General features: G+C 64.7%; 18 protein-coding genes. 12 read left to right on the forward strand and 6 right to left on the reverse strand.

Features of this window, described 5'->3' with window-relative positions; genetic code table 11:
- Window positions 1-84: 84 nt before the first annotated feature.
- The 9 genes from AC3ENJ_RS07555 to AC3ENJ_RS07595 all read left to right on the forward strand — a co-directional run bounded on the left by AC3ENJ_RS07555 (window position 85) and on the right by AC3ENJ_RS07595 (window position 10,097).
- Complete coding sequence (locus AC3ENJ_RS07555; RefSeq protein ID WP_431813596.1) at window positions 85-570, forward strand: MarR family winged helix-turn-helix transcriptional regulator; 486 nt, start codon at window positions 85-87, stop codon at window positions 568-570.
- Between the two features lie 149 nt (window positions 571-719).
- On the forward strand, window positions 720-2,582 hold the full coding sequence (locus AC3ENJ_RS07560; protein WP_431813696.1) for an ABC transporter ATP-binding protein: 1,863 nt from the start codon (window positions 720-722) through the stop codon (window positions 2,580-2,582).
- A 19-nt stretch (window positions 2,583-2,601) separates the two neighbouring features.
- Entirely contained in the window at window positions 2,602-3,192 is a 591-nt protein-coding gene (locus AC3ENJ_RS07565) for a DUF421 domain-containing protein (protein WP_223841707.1), read from the forward strand.
- An 85-nt stretch (window positions 3,193-3,277) separates the two neighbouring features.
- A complete protein-coding gene (locus tag AC3ENJ_RS07570) occupies window positions 3,278-4,450 on the forward strand; it encodes an ABC transporter ATP-binding protein (protein WP_431813597.1) in 1,173 nt (390 codons plus the stop codon).
- Window positions 4,447-5,229: an ABC transporter permease gene (locus AC3ENJ_RS07575; protein WP_431813598.1), complete on the forward strand. Its 783-nt coding sequence runs from the start codon at window positions 4,447-4,449 to the stop codon at window positions 5,227-5,229. The genes AC3ENJ_RS07570 and AC3ENJ_RS07575 overlap by 4 nt, the downstream gene beginning before the upstream one ends.
- A complete protein-coding gene (locus AC3ENJ_RS07580; protein ID WP_190781030.1) occupies window positions 5,226-5,903 on the forward strand; it encodes an ABC transporter permease in 678 nt (225 codons plus the stop codon). Before AC3ENJ_RS07575 ends, AC3ENJ_RS07580 begins: the two co-directional genes overlap by 4 nt.
- Window positions 5,900-6,850, forward strand: a complete 951-nt coding sequence (locus AC3ENJ_RS07585) for an ABC transporter substrate-binding protein (protein WP_431813599.1) — start codon at window positions 5,900-5,902, stop codon at window positions 6,848-6,850. Before AC3ENJ_RS07580 ends, AC3ENJ_RS07585 begins: the two co-directional genes overlap by 4 nt.
- A gap of 331 nt (window positions 6,851-7,181) precedes the next feature.
- Window positions 7,182-9,200, forward strand: a complete 2,019-nt coding sequence (locus tag AC3ENJ_RS07590; protein ID WP_431813600.1) for an amylosucrase — start codon at window positions 7,182-7,184, stop codon at window positions 9,198-9,200.
- A 417-nt stretch (window positions 9,201-9,617) separates the two neighbouring features.
- Window positions 9,618-10,097 (forward strand): hypothetical protein, encoded by a 480-nt coding sequence (locus AC3ENJ_RS07595; protein ID WP_431813601.1) that lies wholly within the window; start codon window positions 9,618-9,620, stop codon window positions 10,095-10,097.
- Between the two features lie 32 nt (window positions 10,098-10,129).
- On the opposite strand, the gene AC3ENJ_RS07600 is transcribed toward AC3ENJ_RS07595, so the two are convergent.
- Window positions 10,130-10,675: a GNAT family N-acetyltransferase gene (locus AC3ENJ_RS07600; RefSeq protein ID WP_431813602.1), complete on the reverse strand. Its 546-nt coding sequence runs from the start codon at window positions 10,673-10,675 to the stop codon at window positions 10,130-10,132.
- Window positions 10,676-10,820: 145 nt separating this feature from the next.
- On the opposite strand from AC3ENJ_RS07600, the gene AC3ENJ_RS07605 reads away from it, so the two are divergent.
- Together AC3ENJ_RS07605 and AC3ENJ_RS07610 are read left to right on the forward strand one after the other, a co-directional pair.
- The gene (locus tag AC3ENJ_RS07605) at window positions 10,821-11,441 is read left to right on the forward strand and encodes a superoxide dismutase (protein ID WP_190781027.1); all 621 of its coding nucleotides are present in this window, start codon (window positions 10,821-10,823) and stop codon (window positions 11,439-11,441) included.
- A 118-nt stretch (window positions 11,442-11,559) separates the two neighbouring features.
- Window positions 11,560-12,537 carry a 2-hydroxyacid dehydrogenase gene (locus AC3ENJ_RS07610; protein WP_431813603.1) on the forward strand — a complete coding sequence of 326 codons (978 nt, stop codon included), beginning with the start codon at window positions 11,560-11,562 and terminating at the stop codon, window positions 12,535-12,537.
- Between the two features lie 27 nt (window positions 12,538-12,564).
- On the opposite strand, the gene AC3ENJ_RS07615 is transcribed toward AC3ENJ_RS07610, so the two are convergent.
- A complete protein-coding gene (locus AC3ENJ_RS07615) occupies window positions 12,565-13,800 on the reverse strand; it encodes a cysteine desulfurase family protein (protein WP_431813604.1) in 1,236 nt (411 codons plus the stop codon).
- 70 nt (window positions 13,801-13,870) lie between these two features.
- On the opposite strand from AC3ENJ_RS07615, the gene AC3ENJ_RS07620 reads away from it, so the two are divergent.
- Complete coding sequence (locus AC3ENJ_RS07620) at window positions 13,871-14,203, forward strand: cupin domain-containing protein (RefSeq protein ID WP_431813605.1); 333 nt, start codon at window positions 13,871-13,873, stop codon at window positions 14,201-14,203.
- Here the strand turns inward: AC3ENJ_RS07620 and nadC are convergent.
- From nadC to AC3ENJ_RS07640, 4 genes are read right to left on the reverse strand one after another with little or no spacing between them, the layout of a single operon-like run.
- Complete coding sequence (nadC, locus tag AC3ENJ_RS07625; RefSeq protein ID WP_431813606.1) at window positions 14,200-15,099, reverse strand: carboxylating nicotinate-nucleotide diphosphorylase; 900 nt, start codon at window positions 15,097-15,099, stop codon at window positions 14,200-14,202. The two genes, AC3ENJ_RS07620 and nadC, sit on opposite strands and share 4 nt — an antisense overlap.
- Window positions 15,077-16,762, reverse strand: coding sequence for an L-aspartate oxidase (nadB, locus tag AC3ENJ_RS07630; RefSeq protein ID WP_431813607.1), 1,686 nt, complete (start codon window positions 16,760-16,762; stop codon window positions 15,077-15,079). Before nadB ends, nadC begins: the two co-directional genes overlap by 23 nt.
- A gap of 3 nt (window positions 16,763-16,765) precedes the next feature.
- A complete protein-coding gene (gene nadA, locus AC3ENJ_RS07635; protein ID WP_190806479.1) occupies window positions 16,766-18,097 on the reverse strand; it encodes a quinolinate synthase NadA in 1,332 nt (443 codons plus the stop codon).
- The gene (locus AC3ENJ_RS07640; RefSeq protein WP_431813608.1) at window positions 18,094-18,801 is read right to left on the reverse strand and encodes an NUDIX hydrolase; all 708 of its coding nucleotides are present in this window, start codon (window positions 18,799-18,801) and stop codon (window positions 18,094-18,096) included. The genes nadA and AC3ENJ_RS07640 overlap by 4 nt, the downstream gene beginning before the upstream one ends.
- Window positions 18,802-18,992 lie beyond the last annotated feature (191 nt).

The following is an 18,992-nucleotide window of genomic DNA, read 5'->3' on the forward strand; positions in this document are numbered from 1 at the left end:
CTTCCTTACAAAATAGTTTCTGTTGCAAGCAACTGTAGGGGACAATATTTGCCGCGTCAATATATTCCACCTAGAATCGAGGTTATGAGCGATACAGAATGGTTGTCCGAGGACGAGCGCGAAGCATGGCTGGCGCTCGTGTCGATCATGTTCCGGCTGCCCGGTGCCGTGGAAACGCAGCTGCGCAGCGAGGAAGAGATGTCCCTGGCGGAATACCTGGTTCTGGCGATGCTCTCCGAAGCCCCCGACCATCGACACCGCATGTCCGAACTCGCGGCGGCCACCAATACCTCCCAGTCGCGGCTCTCCCGCATCGTGGCGCGCATGGAAAAGGCCGGTCTGGTCACCCGTGAAGGTCGCCTCGATGACCGTCGCGTGGTCATTGCCGAAATCACCGACGCCGGCATCGAGCGCATCCAGCAGGCCGCGCCCGCTCACGTGCGTCACGTGCGAGAGATCGTCTTCGACCGGCTGAGCTGTGAGCAAGTGGGGCAGCTCGTCGAGATCGGCCGGGCGCTCAATTGTGGACCGGTCGAGGACGCGGCGAGGGGTCTGCGCTCGATCGTCTGATCGCCCAGCTGCTTCAAGTACCTATTGATGTGAGCACCCTTTCTCGGGCGCGCTCAGCCTCCGCAACGGACGCCCCGCGTGCCACTTGCTCGCCCGCGGTACAGCGGCTCCTTGCCCCTCTTTTACGGGTCTAGAGTGGCGGGGTGAGCATGAATAACAGTTCGTACCGGGTCATGATGGGCACCGTCAAAGGCCAGGAGTACAAGGGACGCAAGATCAGCGGTGCCACCATCAAGCGCATCCTGGCTTTCGCTCACCCGCATCGCAAAACCATTGCGCTGTTCATTGTTGTTTCGGTGGCGCTGGCGATCCTCGGCGTGGTGACGCCGGTCCTCGCGGGGCGCGTGGTGAACGCCATCACTGGCGGTCAGGACGTCTCTGCCGTGGTGTGGCTGGCCGTGGTGATTGCCATCGTGGCACTGCTGGACGCCGGTCTGTCCGTGCTCAATCGCCTGTTGTCCTCGCGTGTGGGTGAGGGTTTGATCTACGACCTGCGCACCACCGTGTACGACCACGTGCAGACCATGCCGCTCGCTTTCTTCACCCGAACCCGCACGGGCGCGTTGGTCTCCCGGCTCAACACCGATGTGATCGGCGCGCAGCGCGCCTTCGCCGGAACACTGTCCGGTGTGGTCTCCAACGTGGTGTCGCTGGCGCTCACCGTGGGTGTCATGGTGACCATCTCGTGGCAGGTCACGGGTTTGTCCCTGCTGTTGCTCCCCATCTTCTTGATTCCCGCCCGCGCCATGGGTGGACGACTAGCCGGTCTGCAACGGCAATCCGCGCAGTACAACGCGCAGATGTCCATCCGCATGACCGAGCGTTTTGCCGCGGGTGGTGCCACGCTGGTCAAGCTCTACGGCGACCCCTCGAGTGAGTCCCGGCAGTTCGCCGAACGCGCGGCAAGCGTGCGCAATGTGGGCATTCGCACCACCATGCTGCAGACCACGTTCGTCACCGCGCTGACCTTGGTCTCGGCTCTGGCGCTCGCGCTGGTGTACGGGGTGGGCGGTGCACAGGCGATCCTGGGTCATCTGGACGCGGGCGCCGTGGTCACCCTGGGCATGCTTTTGACCAGGCTATATACGCCATTGACTATGTTGGCGAACGCCCACATGGACATCATGAGCGCCGTAGTGAGCTTCGAGCGCGTGTTCGAGGTCTTGGACATCAAGCCCCTCATCCGTGAGGCTCCGAATGCCCGCGCCATCGCACCGGGCCCCGCGTCCGTGGAGTTCGACGGCGTCCACTTCGCCTATCCCTCGGCAGACCAGGTTTCGCTGGCCTCCCTGGAGGACGTGGCGGTCCTCGACTCGCGCGGCGGTGAGGAAGTACTGCACGGGATTTCCTTCAACGCCCAACCCGGTCACACCGTGGCCCTGGTGGGGTCCTCGGGCGCAGGTAAGTCCACGATCGCCCAGCTGGTGGCGCGTCTGTACGACGTCGACGGCGGCGCCGTGCGAGTGGGCGGCCAGGATGTCCGTGACACCACCTTCGAATCCCTGCGGGACACCGTGGGCATGGTCATGCAGGACGGTCACTTGTTCCACGACACCATTCGCGCCAACTTGGCCCTGGCCCGGCCGGAGCCCACCGACGAGGACCTCTGGCACGCCCTGGACCGCGCCCGCATGAAGCACGTGATCGAATCCCTCCCGGACGGACTGGACACCGTGGTGGGGGAGCGCGGCTACCGGCTCTCCGGCGGTGAGCGTCAACGCCTGACCATTGCCCGGTTGCTGCTTGCCCAGCCACGCGTGGTCATCCTGGACGAGGCCACCTCCGCGCTGGATTCCACCAACGAGGCCCACGTGCAGGCCGCCCTGAGCGAAGCAATGATTGGGCGCACGGCCATCGTGATCGCCCACCGACTTTCGACCATTCGGCAGGCCGACCAGATTCTGGTGATCGAGGCCGGCCGGATCGTGGAGCGCGGCACGCACCGGCAATTGCTCGAGGTCAACGGCCGGTACGCGGAACTGTACGAAACGCAGTTCTCGACGGCCGAGTGAGCGGGCCTAATCTGGGGCCATGCCCATGAACGTCTCGCTACCCGACCAGCTGATGGAAGAACTGGGGATCACCGGAGCCCACGCGATTGCCGTGGTCCTGTCCGCGGTGGGGATCTACCTGGCGTTCCTCGTGTTCGTGCGGATCTTCGGTCAGCGCGTGCTCATGGCCATGTCCACCTTTGACGTGGTCATCACGGTCATGCTCGGTTCGGTGGCCGGTCGCGTGATCCTGGGCCACCCGCCCACGCTGACCAGCGGCATCCTGGGCCTTGCCACCCTGTTCATTCTGGAGGCCGTGTTCGGGCAATTGCGCTCGTCGTTGCGGGTGCAGAGGCTCATGAACAGCCCGGCGCGGTTGCTCATGATCGGGCCGCAAATTCAGGAGAAAACGCTCAAGCGCTCTCACATCACCCCGGGGGAATTGCACGGCGCATTGCGCAGAGCGGGTATCCGTTCATATCAGGAGATCGCGTGCGTACTTCAGGAACCCGGGGGCGGCATCAGTGTGCTGCGCCGCGGGGTTCCCCTTGACCCGCGGCTGCTCACGGACGTCGCCGGTGCAGACCGCATCCCGGCCGAGTTCCTGGGTCAGGACGGATCTGAAAAATAAACGCGGACAACACCGTGACATAACGGAGCACGCTGATGATTTCCGTGGATAGGATAAACGCACGCCACGGAAGGGACTTCAGGGCATGACCGAAACGGCCATTCGTTATTCAGGCGTGAGCAAGGTGTATCCCAACGGGACCACCGCCGTGGATCACTTGGATCTGGAGATCCCCACCGGCTCACTCACCGTGTTCGTAGGCCCATCCGGCTGCGGCAAAACCACTTCTCTGCGGATGCTCAACCGCATGGTGGAACCCACCTCCGGCACCGTGGAGATTGACGGCCGCAACGTGGCGGACGTTCCGGCCGCGCAACTGCGCCGTTCCATGGGCTACGTGATGCAGCAGTCCGGGCTCATGCCCCATCGAACGGTGGAGGACAACATCGCCACCGTTCCCCGGTTGAACGGGGTGGCCAAGTCCACCGCGCGTGACAACGCCCGCAAACTGCTCGGCTCCGTGGGCTTGGACGAGTCACTGGCCACTCGCTACCCGGCGCAATTGTCCGGCGGACAGCAGCAGCGGGTGGGCGTGGCCCGAGCGCTCGCGGCCGATCCGCCCATCCTGCTCATGGATGAACCCTTCTCCGCGGTGGACCCCGTGGTGCGCCAGGACCTGCAGCGCGAACTCCTGGACCTTCAGAAGCGACTGCACCGCACCATCGTGTTCGTCACCCACGACATCGACGAGGCCATCACCCTGGGCAACCGCGTGGCCGTGTTCGCCCGCGGCGGCAAGCTGGCCCAATACGCCACCCCGGAAGAACTACTGCGCGCGCCCGCCGATGACTTCGTGGCGGATTTCATCGGCCGTGACCGTGGCTTCCGGTCCCTGACCTTCGACCGCGCCCCGGTGACGGTTCATCCCGTCACGGTGTTCCACGCGGACACCGGTCAGCGCTCGCGGGTCGACTCCGCTCACGGCGCCACGCACGCGGCCGCAGGAATCGGCGCGGGCGCGGCGTCGTCGGAGGGCTGGATCCTGCTGGTCAATGAACGCAACGCGCCGCTGGGCTGGCTGCCCGTGGACGATGCCGGCACCCCGGCCCCGCGCGAGCAACTGCGCGTGGGCGGCACCCTGTGGCACGCCGGTGATTCGCTGCGTACCGCCCTGGACGCCGCGCTGTCCTCGCCGTCCGGGCAAGCCGTGGCCGTTCATGAGGATGGCACCGTGGCCGGGATCCTGCGCGGCGACGAAATCATGCGCGCCATTGAGGACCAACGTAACGAACGCTCCGACCGGCGGGAGCGGCCGTGAACTGGCTGTCGAACAATTGGCCCACGGTCTTCGAACTCACGGGCACCCACCTGCTGCAATCGGTGGTTCCCGTGGTGGTGGGATTGCTGATTTCCGTCCCCCTGGCCCGGTTGGCCGCCGGCAGCACGTGGTTGCGGCCGCTGTTCGTGACCGGATCGTCGCTGCTGTACACGATTCCCTCGCTCACGCTGTTCGTGGTGCTGCCCCTGATTCTGGGCACGCAAGTGACCTCGCTGATCAACGTGATCGTGGCGCTGACCCTGTACGTGATCGCCATTCTGGTGCGCTCGTGCGTGGACGCGTTCGAGGCTGTGGACAAGGACATCCTGCAGGCAGCAACCGCCATGGGGTACAAGCCGGTGCGCCGATTCTTCGGCGTGGAACTCCCCTTGGCGGTGCCCGTGATGATCGCGGGGTTGCGGGTGGCCACGGTGTCCAATATTTCCATGGTGTCCGTGGGTGCGGTGATCGGAATCCAGTCCTTGGGCACGCTGTTCACGGATGGCCTGCGGCGCTCCATCATGTCCGAGATCCTGGTGGGCATTGTGGCCACCGTGATCCTGGCCGTGGTGTTGGACCAACTGCTGCGCCTGATCGGTCACGTGCTGACTCGATGGCGCCGTGCCGGTCAGGTCAGCACCGCGAACCCGAATCGTAAGGGGCACGGCACGGGCGCGGATCAGCGTCCCGTCGCGAGCCACGACCACGAGGCCGGGGACGAGGACTCCCAGCGCGCCCGTTCCATCGCCGGGGTCGAATCCGGAGGTGCGAAAGCATGAACCTGATCGATCAGGCCCTGGCATTTCTCACCGATCCCATGAACTGGACCGGCGCCGCCGGCATCCCGCAACGCATGCTCGAGCACCTGGGCTACACCGCCCTCACCATGGCGATCGCACTGATCATCGCCGTACCGCTGGGCCTGTGGGTGGGCCACACCGGGCGCGGCAGCGGCGTGGTGGTCGGCATCACCGGCGCGCTGCGATCACTGCCCACGCTGGGTCTGCTGACCCTGTTCACCCTGCTCATGGGGCTGGGTCTCCTGCCGCCCATTCTGGCGCTCGTGCTGCTGGCGATCCCACCCATCCTGTCCGGTACGTATTCGGGTGTGGCCTCGGTATCGCCCGCGCTCGTGGACGGCGCCCGAGCCATGGGGATGACCGAACGCCAGACGCTCACGCGCGTGGAGATCCCCGTGGCACTGCCCGTGATCCTGGGCGGTATCCGCAACGCCGCGCTGCAGGTGCTCGCCACCGTAACCATCGTGGCCTACATCAACCTGGGCGGCCTGGGTCGATACCTGATCGACGGGCTGGCCGTGCGTGACTACGCGCGCATGCTGGCTTCCGTGGTGCTCGTGGCGGTGCTCGCGCTCGCCGCCGATGCAATTTTGGCTCTGATTCAACGCCTGGTGACCTCACCGGGGCTCAGATTGGCAGGAGAACGCTCATGAACATTTCCCTTTTCCGGCGCGCGGGCGCGTGGCTGGCCGGGCTCTTTGCACTGACGCTGGTGCTCACCGCGTGCGGCGGCGGTTCCGATCCGCTCGATGATTCCGGGGACGACGCCGCTTCGGGCGGGTCCCCGGAGACCGTCACCGTGGGCTCGGCGGACTTTCCCGAGTCCCAGGTGGTCGCGGAACTGTATGCGGGTGTTCTGCGGGACGCCGGTCTGGAGGTCGAGACCAACACGGGGATCGGTGCTCGCGAGGCCTACACCGGGGCGATCAAGGATGGCTCGGTGGATGTGGTTCCGGACTACTCCGGGAATTTGTTGCTCTTCGCGGACCCCGAGGCCACCCAGTCTTCCGCCGAGGACATCATGAGCGCGCTTCCGGGCGCCCTGGAAACCGAAGGTCTGTCCGTGTTGGAGGCAGCGGACGCCGAGAACAAGGATTCGCTGGTGGTCACTCAGGCCACCGCGGATGAGCGCTCGTTGGCGTCCATCGAGGATCTGGCCCCGGTGTGCGGTGAGTTCATCATGGCGGGCCCGCCCGAGTTCCAGGAACGCGCCTATGGCGTCAAAGGCTTGGAGGAGAAATACAACTGCACCTTCAAGTCCTTCGAGCCCATCAATGACGGCTCAGGTCCTCTGACCGTGCAGGCCCTCACCAGCGGTGATGTGCAGGTGGCCAACATCTTCACGACCACCCCGGCCGTCGAGGACGAGAACCTGGTGGTTCTGGAGGATCCCAAGAACAACTTCATTGCGCAGCAGGTCTTGCCGCTGACCGCCCCGGATCGTCTGCCGCAGGAGGCGCAGGACGCCCTGAACGAGTTCTCGGGCAAGCTGGCCACGCAGGATCTGATTGACCTGAATCGTAAGGTCAGCGGTGAACAGCAAATGAACCCGGCCGATGCTGCGGCTGAATGGTTGTCGGAGAACGGCTACAAGTCCTAGTTTCCACAGGGGTTGTCCACAGTTGGTGGGTCCTCTGGTAAACCGGAGTTGACCTGCTCGAATACGGTATTCGAGCAGGTCATTTCTCATTCGACACGCCGCACTTTCCACACCTGTGGATAACTCTGTGCACAACCTGTGCAGTAAACGTGGGGTAACGGAATGCAATGCTACGTGTCACATTGTTAGGGCACTAACAATCATGTTTATGCTGGGAAAGCCACGATCCACTGGATGGTGGCATTGTCCGCGAGGGCTCGGCGTCAAGGGGGATCTCGAGCTCGGAACCACCTCACAGATCTATTGCCGTGAGGAGACCGAGGAGACCACTGTGGTGCAACAAGAAATAATCCTCCCGACCGTGACGAGCCATGACGAGCTCATCGGCGCCATGAAACGGCGGCTGGCTCAGGATGATCGTGTCTGCACGGCCGATCGCGAGATCTTTCTGCGCCGACTCAGTGCCCGTGCCGGTCAACTCGTGAGCGGACTGCGCGCCGTTTACGGGCATCGCGCGGACTTCTGGAACCTGGTGGCCGCGAGTGTACTCACCGCGTGGGATTCTTACGCGCAGCGTCCGGTCGATCTCAAGACCCTGGATCGGGACCGGGAGGCGGAGCCGTCCTGGTTCCTGTCCCGGCAGGCCGTGGGCGGCGTCTGCTATGTAGACCGTTACGCCGGGGACATCGCCCGATTGCGTGAGCGCATCCCGTACTTCAAGGAATTGGGGCTCACTTACCTGCACCTGATGCCGTTGTACGAAGCCCCCGAGGGCAATTCTGACGGCGGCTACGCCGTGTCCTCCTATCGGCGTGTGGATCCGAGCCTGGGCACCATGCACGACCTGGCGGAACTCGCGAAAGACCTGCGTGCGGAGGGCATAGCCCTGGTGCTGGACTTCGTTTTCAACCACACCTCCAACGAACACGAATGGGCCAAGGCCGCCGCGGCGGGGGACCCGTTCTACGAGCAGTTCTACTGGATGTATCCGGACCGCACCGTACCCGCCCAGTTCGAGGAAACCGCCCGCGAGATCTTCCCTGATGACCATCCGGGGGTGTTCACCCGAGTGGATGCGACCCCCGCCGGCCGCGCCGCCAGTGGTGTGGAAGAGGATTCCCGCTGGGTGTGGACCACGTTCCACCGCTTCCAGTGGGATCTGAACTATTCCAATCCCGCGGTGTTCCGGGCCATGGCGTCCGAAATGCTGTTCCTGGCCAATCAGGGCGCGCAGGTGTTGCGGCTGGATGCCGTGGCGTTCATCTGGAAGCAGTTGGGAACTACGTGCGAGTCCCAGCCGCAGGTCCACGATCTGCTGCGCGCGTTCAACGCAATGGTCAAACTGGCCGCCCCCGCCACGGAGTTCAAGTCCGAGGCCATCGTGCACCCGGACGAGGTGATCCGCTACATCCACACCGACCAGTGCGCGTTGTCGTACAACCCGCTGCAAATGGCTCTTGGATGGGAGGCCAGCGCGACCCGCAAGGTCGCCCTGCTGCAACTGGCACTCAACGAGCGGCACAACACTCCCGGGGGGACCGCCTGGGTCAATTACGTGCGCAGTCACGATGACATCGGCTGGACGTTTTCGGACGAGGACGCCGCCCGGCTGGGGATCAACGGGCACGATCACCGCCGCTTCCTCAACGGTTTCTACACCGGCCGCTTCGAGGGCAGCTTTGCCCACGGTGTGGCGTTCCAGGACAACCCGCGCACCGGTGACTGCCGGATCTGCGGCACTACGGCGTCGCTCATGGGTTTGGATACCGAGCCCGGCCCGGCGGCGGATCGCATCCTCTTGGCCTATTCGCTCGCCATGAGCACCGGCGGAATTCCCTTGATCTACCTGGGGGACGAGGTGGGCCAGCTCAACGACCCGGAGTGGGACCGCAACCCGGACAACGCTCTCGATGCCCGCTGGGTCCATCGACCGGAATATTCGGCGGCCGATTACGATCGGCGCCACGACCTCTTCTCCGTCCAAGGGCGCATTTTCGGCGGCATGCAACGAATGATCTCGGTCCGGCAACAGACCGAGGAGTTCGACGGCACCCGGTTGATCCCCTTCGACACCCACAACCCGCACGTACTGGGCTACCAACGCCCCGGGGAACACAGTGTCGTGTTGTGCCTTGCCAACTTCAGTGACTGGTCACAGTTCGTGACCGGGGAAACGCTGTCCGGATTCCTACCCACGGGTGTGGAACTGCATGGCAACAACACCCTTGACCTGCGCCGCGGCATTCTGCTGGACGCCCACGGCTTTTGGTGGATCCGGGTGATCCCCAGCGGGGAGAACGCGGAGGTGGCGTGCACACGGGTGGGCACCCTGCCTGATACCCGCCGCTGACATCGCAAGATCCCGCCCGACGGGCTGGACAGGTTTCTCTTTCACCACCGGGTCGACAGTTATCCACAAGAGTTGTCCACATGGTGGATAACTCACACGGGTGTGATTCCACCCGTGTCATGCAGATGTGTTCGAGTGGAAGCCCCCAAAATCCCCCGGAATTGCGGTAGTTTCCATCGAAATAAATGTTCTTTGTCATCCGTGCTCGGATACGTCTTCGAACTATTCACAACCCCGTCCACACCTGTGGATAACTTTCTCCACCCCTGTGCACAAAAATTCGGGCCCGGCGCGGAGGGATTTCCAAGAATGCTGGGCCATGATTGTAGACATTGACGCGGCAGGCGTAGATCCACCGGCGGGCTGGCCGGGAGCCTGGGAGAAGCTGCGTCCGGGGAATGATCTAGGGGATCGACCATGCATGAAATGGACATACCGCACGGATTTCTCATCAGCACGCAGGACATTGTCTCGGTGAGCGCTGGTGAGTTCGAACGTGCGCTCTTGGCGCCCGGGTCCATCGCCACGTGGCACAACTTAGAACTCACGGCACCTGCGGATCCTTGTGCGCCGATGGACGTGGGCGATGCCATGGAGTTCACGGCCAATGTGGGGCCGCTGTCCTTCGACTACGTGATGATCGTGGCTTGTCGCACCCCCGGTGTGTCTTTCGTTCAGCGAACCACCAAGGGATTCGTGGAGGTCACCATCGAGTACTCCTGGAAGCCTCACGGGGAGGGCACCTTGGTCGCGGTGGATGCGATGTATCGCTTGACCGGATCGCCGTGGTGGAAGAAGACCCTGACGCAGCTGGTGGCTCGGCGGTTCGTGCGCACCGCAGGTCGGAACATGCGCGACATGTTTTCCGGCGAAGGAGCAGCGGCCGAGGAAGCGTGAAAATTTTTTTCAGGTCGCGGTTGATCCGGGGATCAGTCCAGCCGAAGTTCGTGGCGAAGCACCGTCACGTGGAAATCCTGGTGGGCCACGTAGAAATTCTGCGTCCCGCAGGATTGATAACCCAGGCCCTGGTAGAACTCGGCCAGCCGCGGGCTGTTCACATCGCAGTCCAGGCGCACCATGTGGCGGCCCGAGTCCTGCGTGACCTTCTCCGCGTGGCGCACCAGCGCCGGGCCCGTGCCGGTACCGCGTAGCGAACGATCCACGGCCACTCCGTGCACGTAACCGGCGGGCTCCTCCTGTACACCCCAGATCCTCAGGTCCTCCCACAGCACCTGCACACTCGCCAGCACCACGGTGGGATCCTCAGGGGATTCAATGACCCACCACTCGTCGCGCCCGATTTCCTCGGCGACATCCACCGGGTCGAATTCGCCCTCCCGCCACTGGTCGATTCCGCGCCCCTGGAGCCATCTGGCAATCCGATTGCGCAGGTCGACGATGCCCTGGGCGTGCTCGGTGCGCGCCGCGATGATGAGGCCGGGAGCGGTGTGGTTCTTTTCTGATGAATCAGGCACGCACACGAGAATAAGACATCCGGATGACGGCTTATGACATGGAAAGTATCTTTCCTACGCTAGTGGCTGAACCTTCTTGACCCTGCCGAGTGCCCTGGCGTTAGGTGGAAATATCAACACCAAGCGCTAGGAAGGATGATTCTCTGTGGCTGAAAAGTTCACTCTGCCCGATCTCCCGTATGACTACGCCGCTCTGGAGCCCCACATCTCGGCTCAGATCATGCAGTTGCACCACGACAAGCACCACAACACCTACGTGACCGGTGCCAACACTGCGCTGGAAAAGATGGAAGAGGCTCGCGCCAACGGTGATGCTGCCGGTGCCGCCAAGCTCTCCAAGGATCTCCAGTTCAACCTGGGTGGCCACATCAACCACTCCATCTTCTGGAAGAACCTCTCCCCGGAGGGCGGCGACAAGCCCGAGGGCGAGCTCGCGGCAGCCATCGACAACTTCTTTGGCTCCTTCGACAACTTCCGTGACCACTTCACCGCCGCAGCCACCACCATTCAGGGCTCCGGTTGGGCGATCCTGGCGTACGAGCCCATCGCCGGCAACTTGGTGATCGAGCAGATGTACGACCAGCAGAACGGCGTTCCCGTTGCCACGATCCCGCTGCTGCAGCTGGACATGTGGGAGCACGCCTTCTACCTGGACTACCAGAACGTCAAGGCCGACTACGTCAAGGCCTTCTGGAACATCGTCAACTGGGCAGATGTCGCAGAGCGTTTCGAGAAGGCTCGCACCGGCGCCAAGTCCCTCATCTGATTGCGGATTCCAACCCGCACTTCACCCCTGTGAGGTGAATCGAAACCCCGCCCGGCAGCATCCGTTGCCGCGCGGGGTTTCGTCTTCCCCAAGCCGTTTCCACACCTGAGGAGAGTTCGTGAGTACACATCGTTTTCTGGTCACCCGAGAGATCCCGGAGCCGGGACCGTCCATCCTGAAGGATGCGGGCGACGTCGTGATCAAGGACGGTATGAGCGCCGACGAACTGCGCGAGGCCGTGACAAGCGGCGAGTACGATGTGGTGCTCCCGCAGGTTTCCGACACGTTCGACGCCGAGCTGCTGGCCCAAGCCAAGATCCGCGGAATCGCCAACTACGCGGTGGGCTACAACAACATCGACGTGGCCGCTGCCGCAGACCTTGGGATCGCCGTGGGCAATACCCCGGACGTGCTCAATGAAGCCACCGCGAACACCACCATGCTCCTGCTGCTGGGTGCCGCCCGCCGGGCGTATGAGGCCTCCGAGTACCTGCGGGAGGGGAAGTTCAAGGGCTTGAGACCCAACCTGCTGGTGGGCCAGGACATCACCGGTGCCACGTTGGGGATCGCGGGCCTGGGGCGCATTGGTAAAGCCGTGGCCCATCGGGCCCTCGGGTTCGGCATGAACGTGATCTTCACGCAGCGCCCACCCGAGGACCGCCCGGTGTCCGACGACGAGTTGGGAGATCTGGCCGGACGCGTGAGCCAGGTGCCGTGGGACGAACTGATCGAGACCAGTGATTACATCTCGCTGCACGTGCCGCTCACGGAGGACACCACCCATCTGATCGACGCGGACGTGCTGCAGCGGATGAAGTCCACCGCGGTGTTGGTGAATACGGCGCGCGGCCCGGTAGTTGATGAAAATGCATTGGTTAGAGCGCTGCGAGACCGTGAGATCTTTGCCGCCGGGTTGGACGTGTTCGAGAACGAGCCGCAGCTGGCCGAGGGGCTGGCCGAGCTGCCCAATGCCTTCTTATTGCCTCACGTGGGCTCCGCCGAGGTCGGTTCACGCTCGGGCATGGCGCGCATGGCCGCCGAGAATGCCGTGGCCATGGCACACGGTGAGACCCCGCCGTACGAGGTCATGCCGTAAGAATCAGCGGGGTCCGCAGCGTGCGGATCAGTGTGCGCCACCGCGCAGCCGCGCGATGATCTGCGCGGTGGCGCGAATCGCGTTGTCGATGTTGGCCTCGGAGGTTTCCCTGCCCAGGCTGAAGCGCACGGACGTGGTGGCCACCTCCGCGGGGACCCCCAGGGCCGTGAGCACGTGGGACGGTTCCGAGGAGCCGGTCGCGCACGCGGACCCGGATGAGACCAATACGCCCTGATTCTCCAGATCCACGAGCACGGTCTCACCGTTCACGCCGGGGAAGCAGAAGAATGCGTTGTTCGGCAGGCGTGAGGTCCCGTTCAGCCCCCACATCGCGCCCGTGTCACGCGGGTTCGGGCCGGTGAGAAGTGCGCCCGGCACGGAACCGAGGATCCCGTCGATCAGACGATCCCGCAGTGCGGTGACCCGAGCGGTGTATTCCTCCCGTTCCCGCTCCGCCAGCTGGAGGGCGGTGGCCAACCCCACGGCGCCGGCCACGTTGGAGGTGCCCGAGCGCCGCCCTCGTTCCTGGCCGCCACCGCTCATGAGCGTGCGCAGGGGAGTGCCGCGTTTGACCCACAACAGTCCGATGCCCTGAGGGGTGCCGAACTTGTGACCCGCCAGGCTCAGCGCACTGACGCCGAGTTCGTTCACGTCCAACGGAAGAGTTGCCGCGCTCTGGACGGCGTCCGTGTGCAGTGGAACTGCGAACTCCGCGGCTATCCGGGCGAGCTCGGGAATGTTCTGCACGGTTCCGATCTCGTTGTTCGCGAGCATCACGGATGCCACGGCAACCGAGCTGGGACCCGGGGTGCTACCGGATCCGGGGCGGGCGGCGTCGCCCTCGGCCAGGGCGGCACGGAAGGTGTCCGGGGAGACGAAACCCACCGAATCCACGAGTAACTCCACGGCGGTGAAGGCCTCGTACTGCGCGAGTGAGCGGGCGGATTCCAGAACGGCGTCGTGTTCGATGGAACTCACCAGGACCCGGTTCAGCTCCGGCCGGCGCTGCCTGCGAGCCAACGCAATGCCCTTGACCGCCAAATTATCCCCTTCGGTGCCGCCCGAGGTGAAAATGATCTCACTTGGGCTGGCTCCCAAAACGGCGGCGATGCGCTCGCGGGCGTCATCCAGTGCGCGAGCGGCGCGCTGGCCACGTTCGTGATGACTGGACGCGTTGCCGAAATTCTGGGTGAGCCACGGCCACATCGCCTCGATCACTTCGCGGCGCGGCGCGGTAGTGGCTGCATGATCCAGGTAACTCATGGGGTGACCTTTCGGGCTGGCTGACCTGTGGTGACAGTGACTGCGGGGGCGGAGTGCTGCAAAATGGAGTATGGAAGAAAACACGCTGACCACCATCGCCCAGTCCATGCTGAACAAGGCCCGCGAATCGTCCAGCGGTCGATCCGCGCACAACCTCTACGGCGGCCGTGAGCACAAACTGCAGCAGACCCTGATCGCGCTGGTTCAGGGCCAGGATCTCAAAGAACACGAGAATCCGGGCGAAGCCACGATCCAAGTGATCATCGGCCAGGTCCAACTGGTTGCCGGTGAGGAGTCGATCATGCTCCACTCCGCCGATCACGCCGTGATCCCCCAGCAGCGACACACCCTGCACGCTCATGAGGACTCCGTGGTGTTGTTGACGCTCGTGGGTGCGGGCTAACCCACCGTAACGTCCAGGCCCAGGTCCAGCGCCCGCACCGAATGGGTGAGGGCGCCCACCGAGATCACGTCCACGCCCGTGGATGCGATCTTGCCAATGGTTTCCAACGTGATGCCGCCAGACGCTTCCACGACCGCGCGGCCGTCCACCATGGCCACGCCGCTGACCAGGTCCGCGAGGGCAAAGTTGTCCAGCATGATGGTGTCCACACCGCCGGCCAGGACGTCCTCGATCTGGTCGAGTCGATCCACTTCCACTTCCATATGTGTCGTATGGGGCATCTGTTTGCGGAGCTCGCGCAGCGCATGCGTGATGGTGGCTCCGCCGGCCGTGAGCACGGCCAGGTGATTGTCCTTGAGCATCACGGCGTCCGAGAGCCCAAAGCGGTGATTATGTCCGCCACCGCAGGTCACGGCGTGCTTTTCCAGCGCTCGCAGTCCCGGGGTGGTCTTGCGGGTATCGGCCACACGGGTGCGCGTGATGGTTCCGGCGGGCAGCTTGTTGGCGCTCTCCACCTCCGCAACGGCCTTCTCGACCTCCGCCACGTACCGGGCAGTGAGCGTGGCGATCCCGGACATCCGCTGCGCCAGGTTCAGCACCGTGCGTTCGGCCGTCAACAGCGGCCGCGCGGGTCCGGTCACGGTCGCGATGTCGGTTCCGGGAGTGACCGGGTCGCCATCGCGTACGTGGAGCGTGCCTTCCAGGCGCGGGTCCACGGTGGTGAAGCCCGTACGGATGACCTCTTCGCCGGCGAAGACACCGTCCTCCCGCGAGGTGATGGTCGCGGTGGCGGTGGCTTCCGCGGGGATCACGAGTTCGGAGGTGATGTCACCCCACGGGGCATCCTCGACGAGGCTCGAGCGGATCACGGCTTCAACGGCCGAGCGAGTCAGCATGGACTGTCCTTTCGTGGGTGGACTCCGCGGTTGGAGCGGCAATCCACCGGGTGCTTATGGCTTGCTGGGCATCGGCCGAGGGGAAGTCCGCTCGCTGATGCGCCCCGCGGGATTCGGTGCGAGTCAGCGCGGCGGTCACCAGGGCATGTCCAACGGTCAGGAGGTTTCGGTCTTCGACGTCGGTCAGAGTGTCCGGGGCGTCGGTTGCACCCCAGGACGACGACGCCGCCAGCCAGCCTTCCAGCGTCGCTTTCGCTTGCTCGAGGCCCTCCGCCGTGCGGAAGACACCGGCGCCCCGCCACATGGTGTGCTGGAGGGCTTCGCGGGTGAATGGTTCGGGGGTGGTGCCCGAGCGTGAGCGTGGGAGTTCGTGAGGCTCGCGTTCGCTGACGTGAGACGGAGGCCAGGGGACCGAGGTCGGGCTCGACTCGGCCACCAGCTCACCGATCCGGCGTCCGAAGACGGTAGCTTCCAGTAGGGAGTTGGAAGCCAGGCGGTTGGCTCCGTGCATGCCGGTGTTCGAGCACTCACCGGCGGCCCACAGGCCGGTCACGTTCGTGCGGCCCTGCTCATCGGTGACGATTCCACCCATGTGATAGTGCGCGGCCGGGCTCACGGGAACCAGCTCCGCGGACCAGTCGATGCCGTGGGCTTTCAGGCTTGCATCAATGGTGGGGAATCGCTGGGCCAGGAACTCTGCACGGGTCAGCCCCTCCGGAACGGGAATGGTTGAGCAGTCCAGGTACGCGGCGTCATCCGGAGAGCTGGTACGAGCCGCGAAGACCGCCCGGGCCACGACATCCCGAGGTGCGAGTTCCGCGCGGGGGTCCACGTCGGTCATGAAGCGATAACCGTGCTGATCGCGCAGGACCGCTCCCTCGCCGCGAACAGCCTCCGAGATCAGAAACGATCCCGGTGCCGCCAGTGCGGTGGGGTGGAACTGGAAGAACTCCAGATCCCGAACCTCGGCGCCGGCGCGCAAGGCCAGGGCAATGCCGTCACCGGTGGCCACCTCGGGGTTGGTCGTGTACGGATACAATTGACCGGCCCCGCCGGTTGCCACCACTACGTGATCCGCGGCCAGGAACTCCTCGGGACCCAACCGGCCTCCGGCGAGAACCGGGCGGAGTGTGGCACCCCCGGCACGGTGGTCGTCGGCAATGACGGCTGTGACCAGTGTGTATTCCAGTATCCGGATATGACCGGTGGACGCCGCGTCCCGCGTGTGATCCGACAGCGCCTCCTGAATGACGTGCCCCGTGGCATCGCCTCCGGCGTGCAGGATCCTGGACACGCTGTGAGCCGCTTCCAAGCCTTGAACCCACGGTGACCCCGGCCCGGCCACGCGGGCAAAGGCGACGCCGCGGTCGGTGAGGTCGCGAACGGCGTCGGCGGATTCCTGGACCACGCCCTCAACCACCGGGGGCTCGCACAAACCAGCGCCCGCGACCACGGTGTCCTGCACGTGCAGCCGCGCCGAATCCTTGGATTGGCCCTGGGGCAGGGAACTGGTCATTGCGGCCATGCCACCTTGGGCACGGTCGGTCGCGGTGTGGGAGAGCGCGGCCTTGGTGACCACGGTGACGCGGGCGCCCGCCTCGGCCGCGGACAGCGCCGCGCTGAGACCGGCAATCCCGCTGCCGATGACGATCACGTCAGTCATGAGTCACTTCTTCGGGACGGCGGCCAGCATCCGCTCGAGGGCCACGGAGGCCTCTTGAGCGATACTGTCCGAGACGGAGACCTGATTGATCACGCGTCCGGCCACCAGTTCCTCCAGCACCCACGCGAGGTAACCCGGGTGGATGCGGTACATGGTGGAGCACGGGCAGATCACGGGATCGAGGCAGAAAATGGTGTGCTCGGGGTGTTCGGCGGCCAGGCGGTTGACCATATTGATCTCGGTGCCGATTGCGAAGGTCTGACCCGGTTCGGCGGCTTGCACGGCCTTGCGAATGTGGTCGGTGGAGCCGGAGGAATCCGCGGCGTCCACGACCTCCATGGGGGACTCAGGGTGCACGATCACGGTGCAGCCGGGGTGGTCCGCGCGAGCCTGGTCGATCTGGCCCACGGTGAAGCGCTTGTGGACCGAGCAGAAACCGTGCCACAGGATCACGCGGGAATCCTGGAGATTCTGCGCGGTGTTGCCACCCAGTTCCTTGCGCGGATTCCACAGGGGCATCTGCTCGAGCGGCACGCCCATGGCCTTGGCGGTGTTGCGCCCCAGGTGCTGATCCGGGAAGAACAGCACGCGCTGGCCGCGCTTGAACGCCCACTCCAGCACGGTCTGCGCGTTCGAGGACGTGCAGACGATCCCGCCGTTGCGGCCGCAGAACGCTTTGAGCGCGGCCGAGGAGTTCATGTAGGTCACGGGGATCACCGAGGCGAGCGGTTGACCGCTCTCGTCCCTGGCGATCTGGCCGTTCTCGTCCACGGCGTGCGGGCCGAGCACGTCCATGAGGTCCGCCCAGCAGTCCGCCACGGAGGCCTCGTCCGCCATGTCCGCCATGGAGCAGCCCGCCGCGGGGTTGGGCAGGATCACGGACTGGTTGTCCTGGGAGAGGATGTCAGCGGTCTCGGCCATGAAATGCACGCCGCAGAACACAATGGCCTCCGCCTCCGGGTGGGCCTTGGCCTGCTGCGCCAGCTGGAACGAGTCGCCAATGAAGTCCGCGTGCTTGACCACTTCATCACGCTGGTAGAAGTGGCCCATCACGACGGCGCGCTCGCCCAGGGTTTCCTTGGCCGCGACGATCATGGCGTCCAGTTCCTCCGGGGAGGCATCCCGGTAGCGCTGCGGAATGGTGGGCTGGGCGGGGGAGCCGGCGGGGGCGACGTCGTTCTGGGACGCCCCGGGTCCGTAACCGTCCACGAGCGGGGTGGGGAACTCCCACGGATCCTGGGCGAGGGAGCTGTTGCACGAGCCGCCCTCGAGCGTCACGGCGGTGCCGGACGGGCGCGTGGGCAGGAGATTGAGCTGGGTGGCTACGGAGGTCATGAGGTCTCCTCGGTACGGTCTGACGTGGGATGACTGAACAATGTGGATGGCTTGGCTTGTCCGAAGCGGTAGAGCTTGGGCGGGCGATGTCGGGTACCTTCCAGGCGCTCGCCGGTGTCCTCGAGCTGCCCGGACGAGAGGACGTGGCGGCGGAAATTGGCGGGGTCCAGGGGGTCTCCGATGATTGCTTCGTGCACCTCGCGCAGCGCGGCGATCGTGAACGTCTCCGGGAGGAACGCCTTGGCCACGGTGGGCTCGGTAATCCGGTTCCGCAGTCGATCGAGGGCGTGGGTGACGATGTCCGAGTGATCGAAGGCGAGATCCGGGAGGTCGGTGGCGCGCAGCCAGGTGACGTTGATGTCGTTCTCACCCAGGGCCGCCTCCTGCGGGGGAAGTGAGGCCCAGTAAACGACCGTGACCTGACGTTCTTCGGCCCCGGCGGAGCGAGTCAGGCCACCGAACGTGGCCAGCTGTTCCAGGTGCGTAGGGGTGAGGCCTGTGGTGAGCGTGAGGTCGCGCAGCGCGGAGTCCTCCAGGTCCTCGTTGGGGCGGAGCGGACCGCCGGGTAGTGCCCACATGCCGCGATAAGGGTCACGGATCCTGCGGACCAGGGGGAGCCACAGCTCATGACAGCCATTCCCGCCGGTGGGGCGGACGGTGAAAATCACGGTGGATACGGCCAGGAGCACACGCTGATCAGTCATGGTGGCTCCCTGTCTGCTCGCCGCGGCACGACACCGTTCGATTAGTGTCAGAATGACTCTAACACCTTAAAGTCTAGTTGACTATAAGTGGGCGCAGGGGAGTGCTGAGGGCCAGGTGAAGCGGCATGTGAGGCAATTGCGGCAAGGCAATCTGGTGTGGAGAAAGTGCCGGATCCGGGCGGGATTTCGGC

It is taken from the genome of Kocuria sp. cx-455 (assembly GCF_057707085.1).

What these genes read in the sequence shown, in the direction of transcription:
- AC3ENJ_RS07555 (WP_431813596.1), top strand. Translation starts at nt 85, where the DNA reads ATGAGCGATACAGAATGGTTGTCCGAGGACGAGCGCGAAGCATGGCTG.
- AC3ENJ_RS07560 (WP_431813696.1), top strand. Translation starts at nt 720, where the DNA reads ATGAATAACAGTTCGTACCGGGTCATGATGGGCACCGTCAAAGGCCAG.
- AC3ENJ_RS07565 (WP_223841707.1), top strand. Translation starts at nt 2,602, where the DNA reads ATGCCCATGAACGTCTCGCTACCCGACCAGCTGATGGAAGAACTGGGG.
- AC3ENJ_RS07570 (WP_431813597.1), top strand. Translation starts at nt 3,278, where the DNA reads ATGACCGAAACGGCCATTCGTTATTCAGGCGTGAGCAAGGTGTATCCC.
- AC3ENJ_RS07580 (WP_190781030.1), top strand. Translation starts at nt 5,226, where the DNA reads ATGAACCTGATCGATCAGGCCCTGGCATTTCTCACCGATCCCATGAAC.
- AC3ENJ_RS07585 (WP_431813599.1), top strand. Translation starts at nt 5,900, where the DNA reads ATGAACATTTCCCTTTTCCGGCGCGCGGGCGCGTGGCTGGCCGGGCTC.
- AC3ENJ_RS07595 (WP_431813601.1), top strand. Translation starts at nt 9,618, where the DNA reads ATGCATGAAATGGACATACCGCACGGATTTCTCATCAGCACGCAGGAC.
- AC3ENJ_RS07615 (WP_431813604.1), bottom strand. Translation starts at nt 13,800, where the DNA reads ATGAGTTACCTGGATCATGCAGCCACTACCGCGCCGCGCCGCGAAGTG.
- AC3ENJ_RS07620 (WP_431813605.1), top strand. Translation starts at nt 13,871, where the DNA reads ATGGAAGAAAACACGCTGACCACCATCGCCCAGTCCATGCTGAACAAG.
- nadC (WP_431813606.1), bottom strand. Translation starts at nt 15,099, where the DNA reads ATGCTGACTCGCTCGGCCGTTGAAGCCGTGATCCGCTCGAGCCTCGTC.
- nadB (WP_431813607.1), bottom strand. Translation starts at nt 16,762, where the DNA reads ATGACTGACGTGATCGTCATCGGCAGCGGGATTGCCGGTCTCAGCGCG.
- nadA (WP_190806479.1), bottom strand. Translation starts at nt 18,097, where the DNA reads ATGACCTCCGTAGCCACCCAGCTCAATCTCCTGCCCACGCGCCCGTCC.
- AC3ENJ_RS07640 (WP_431813608.1), bottom strand. Translation starts at nt 18,801, where the DNA reads ATGACTGATCAGCGTGTGCTCCTGGCCGTATCCACCGTGATTTTCACC.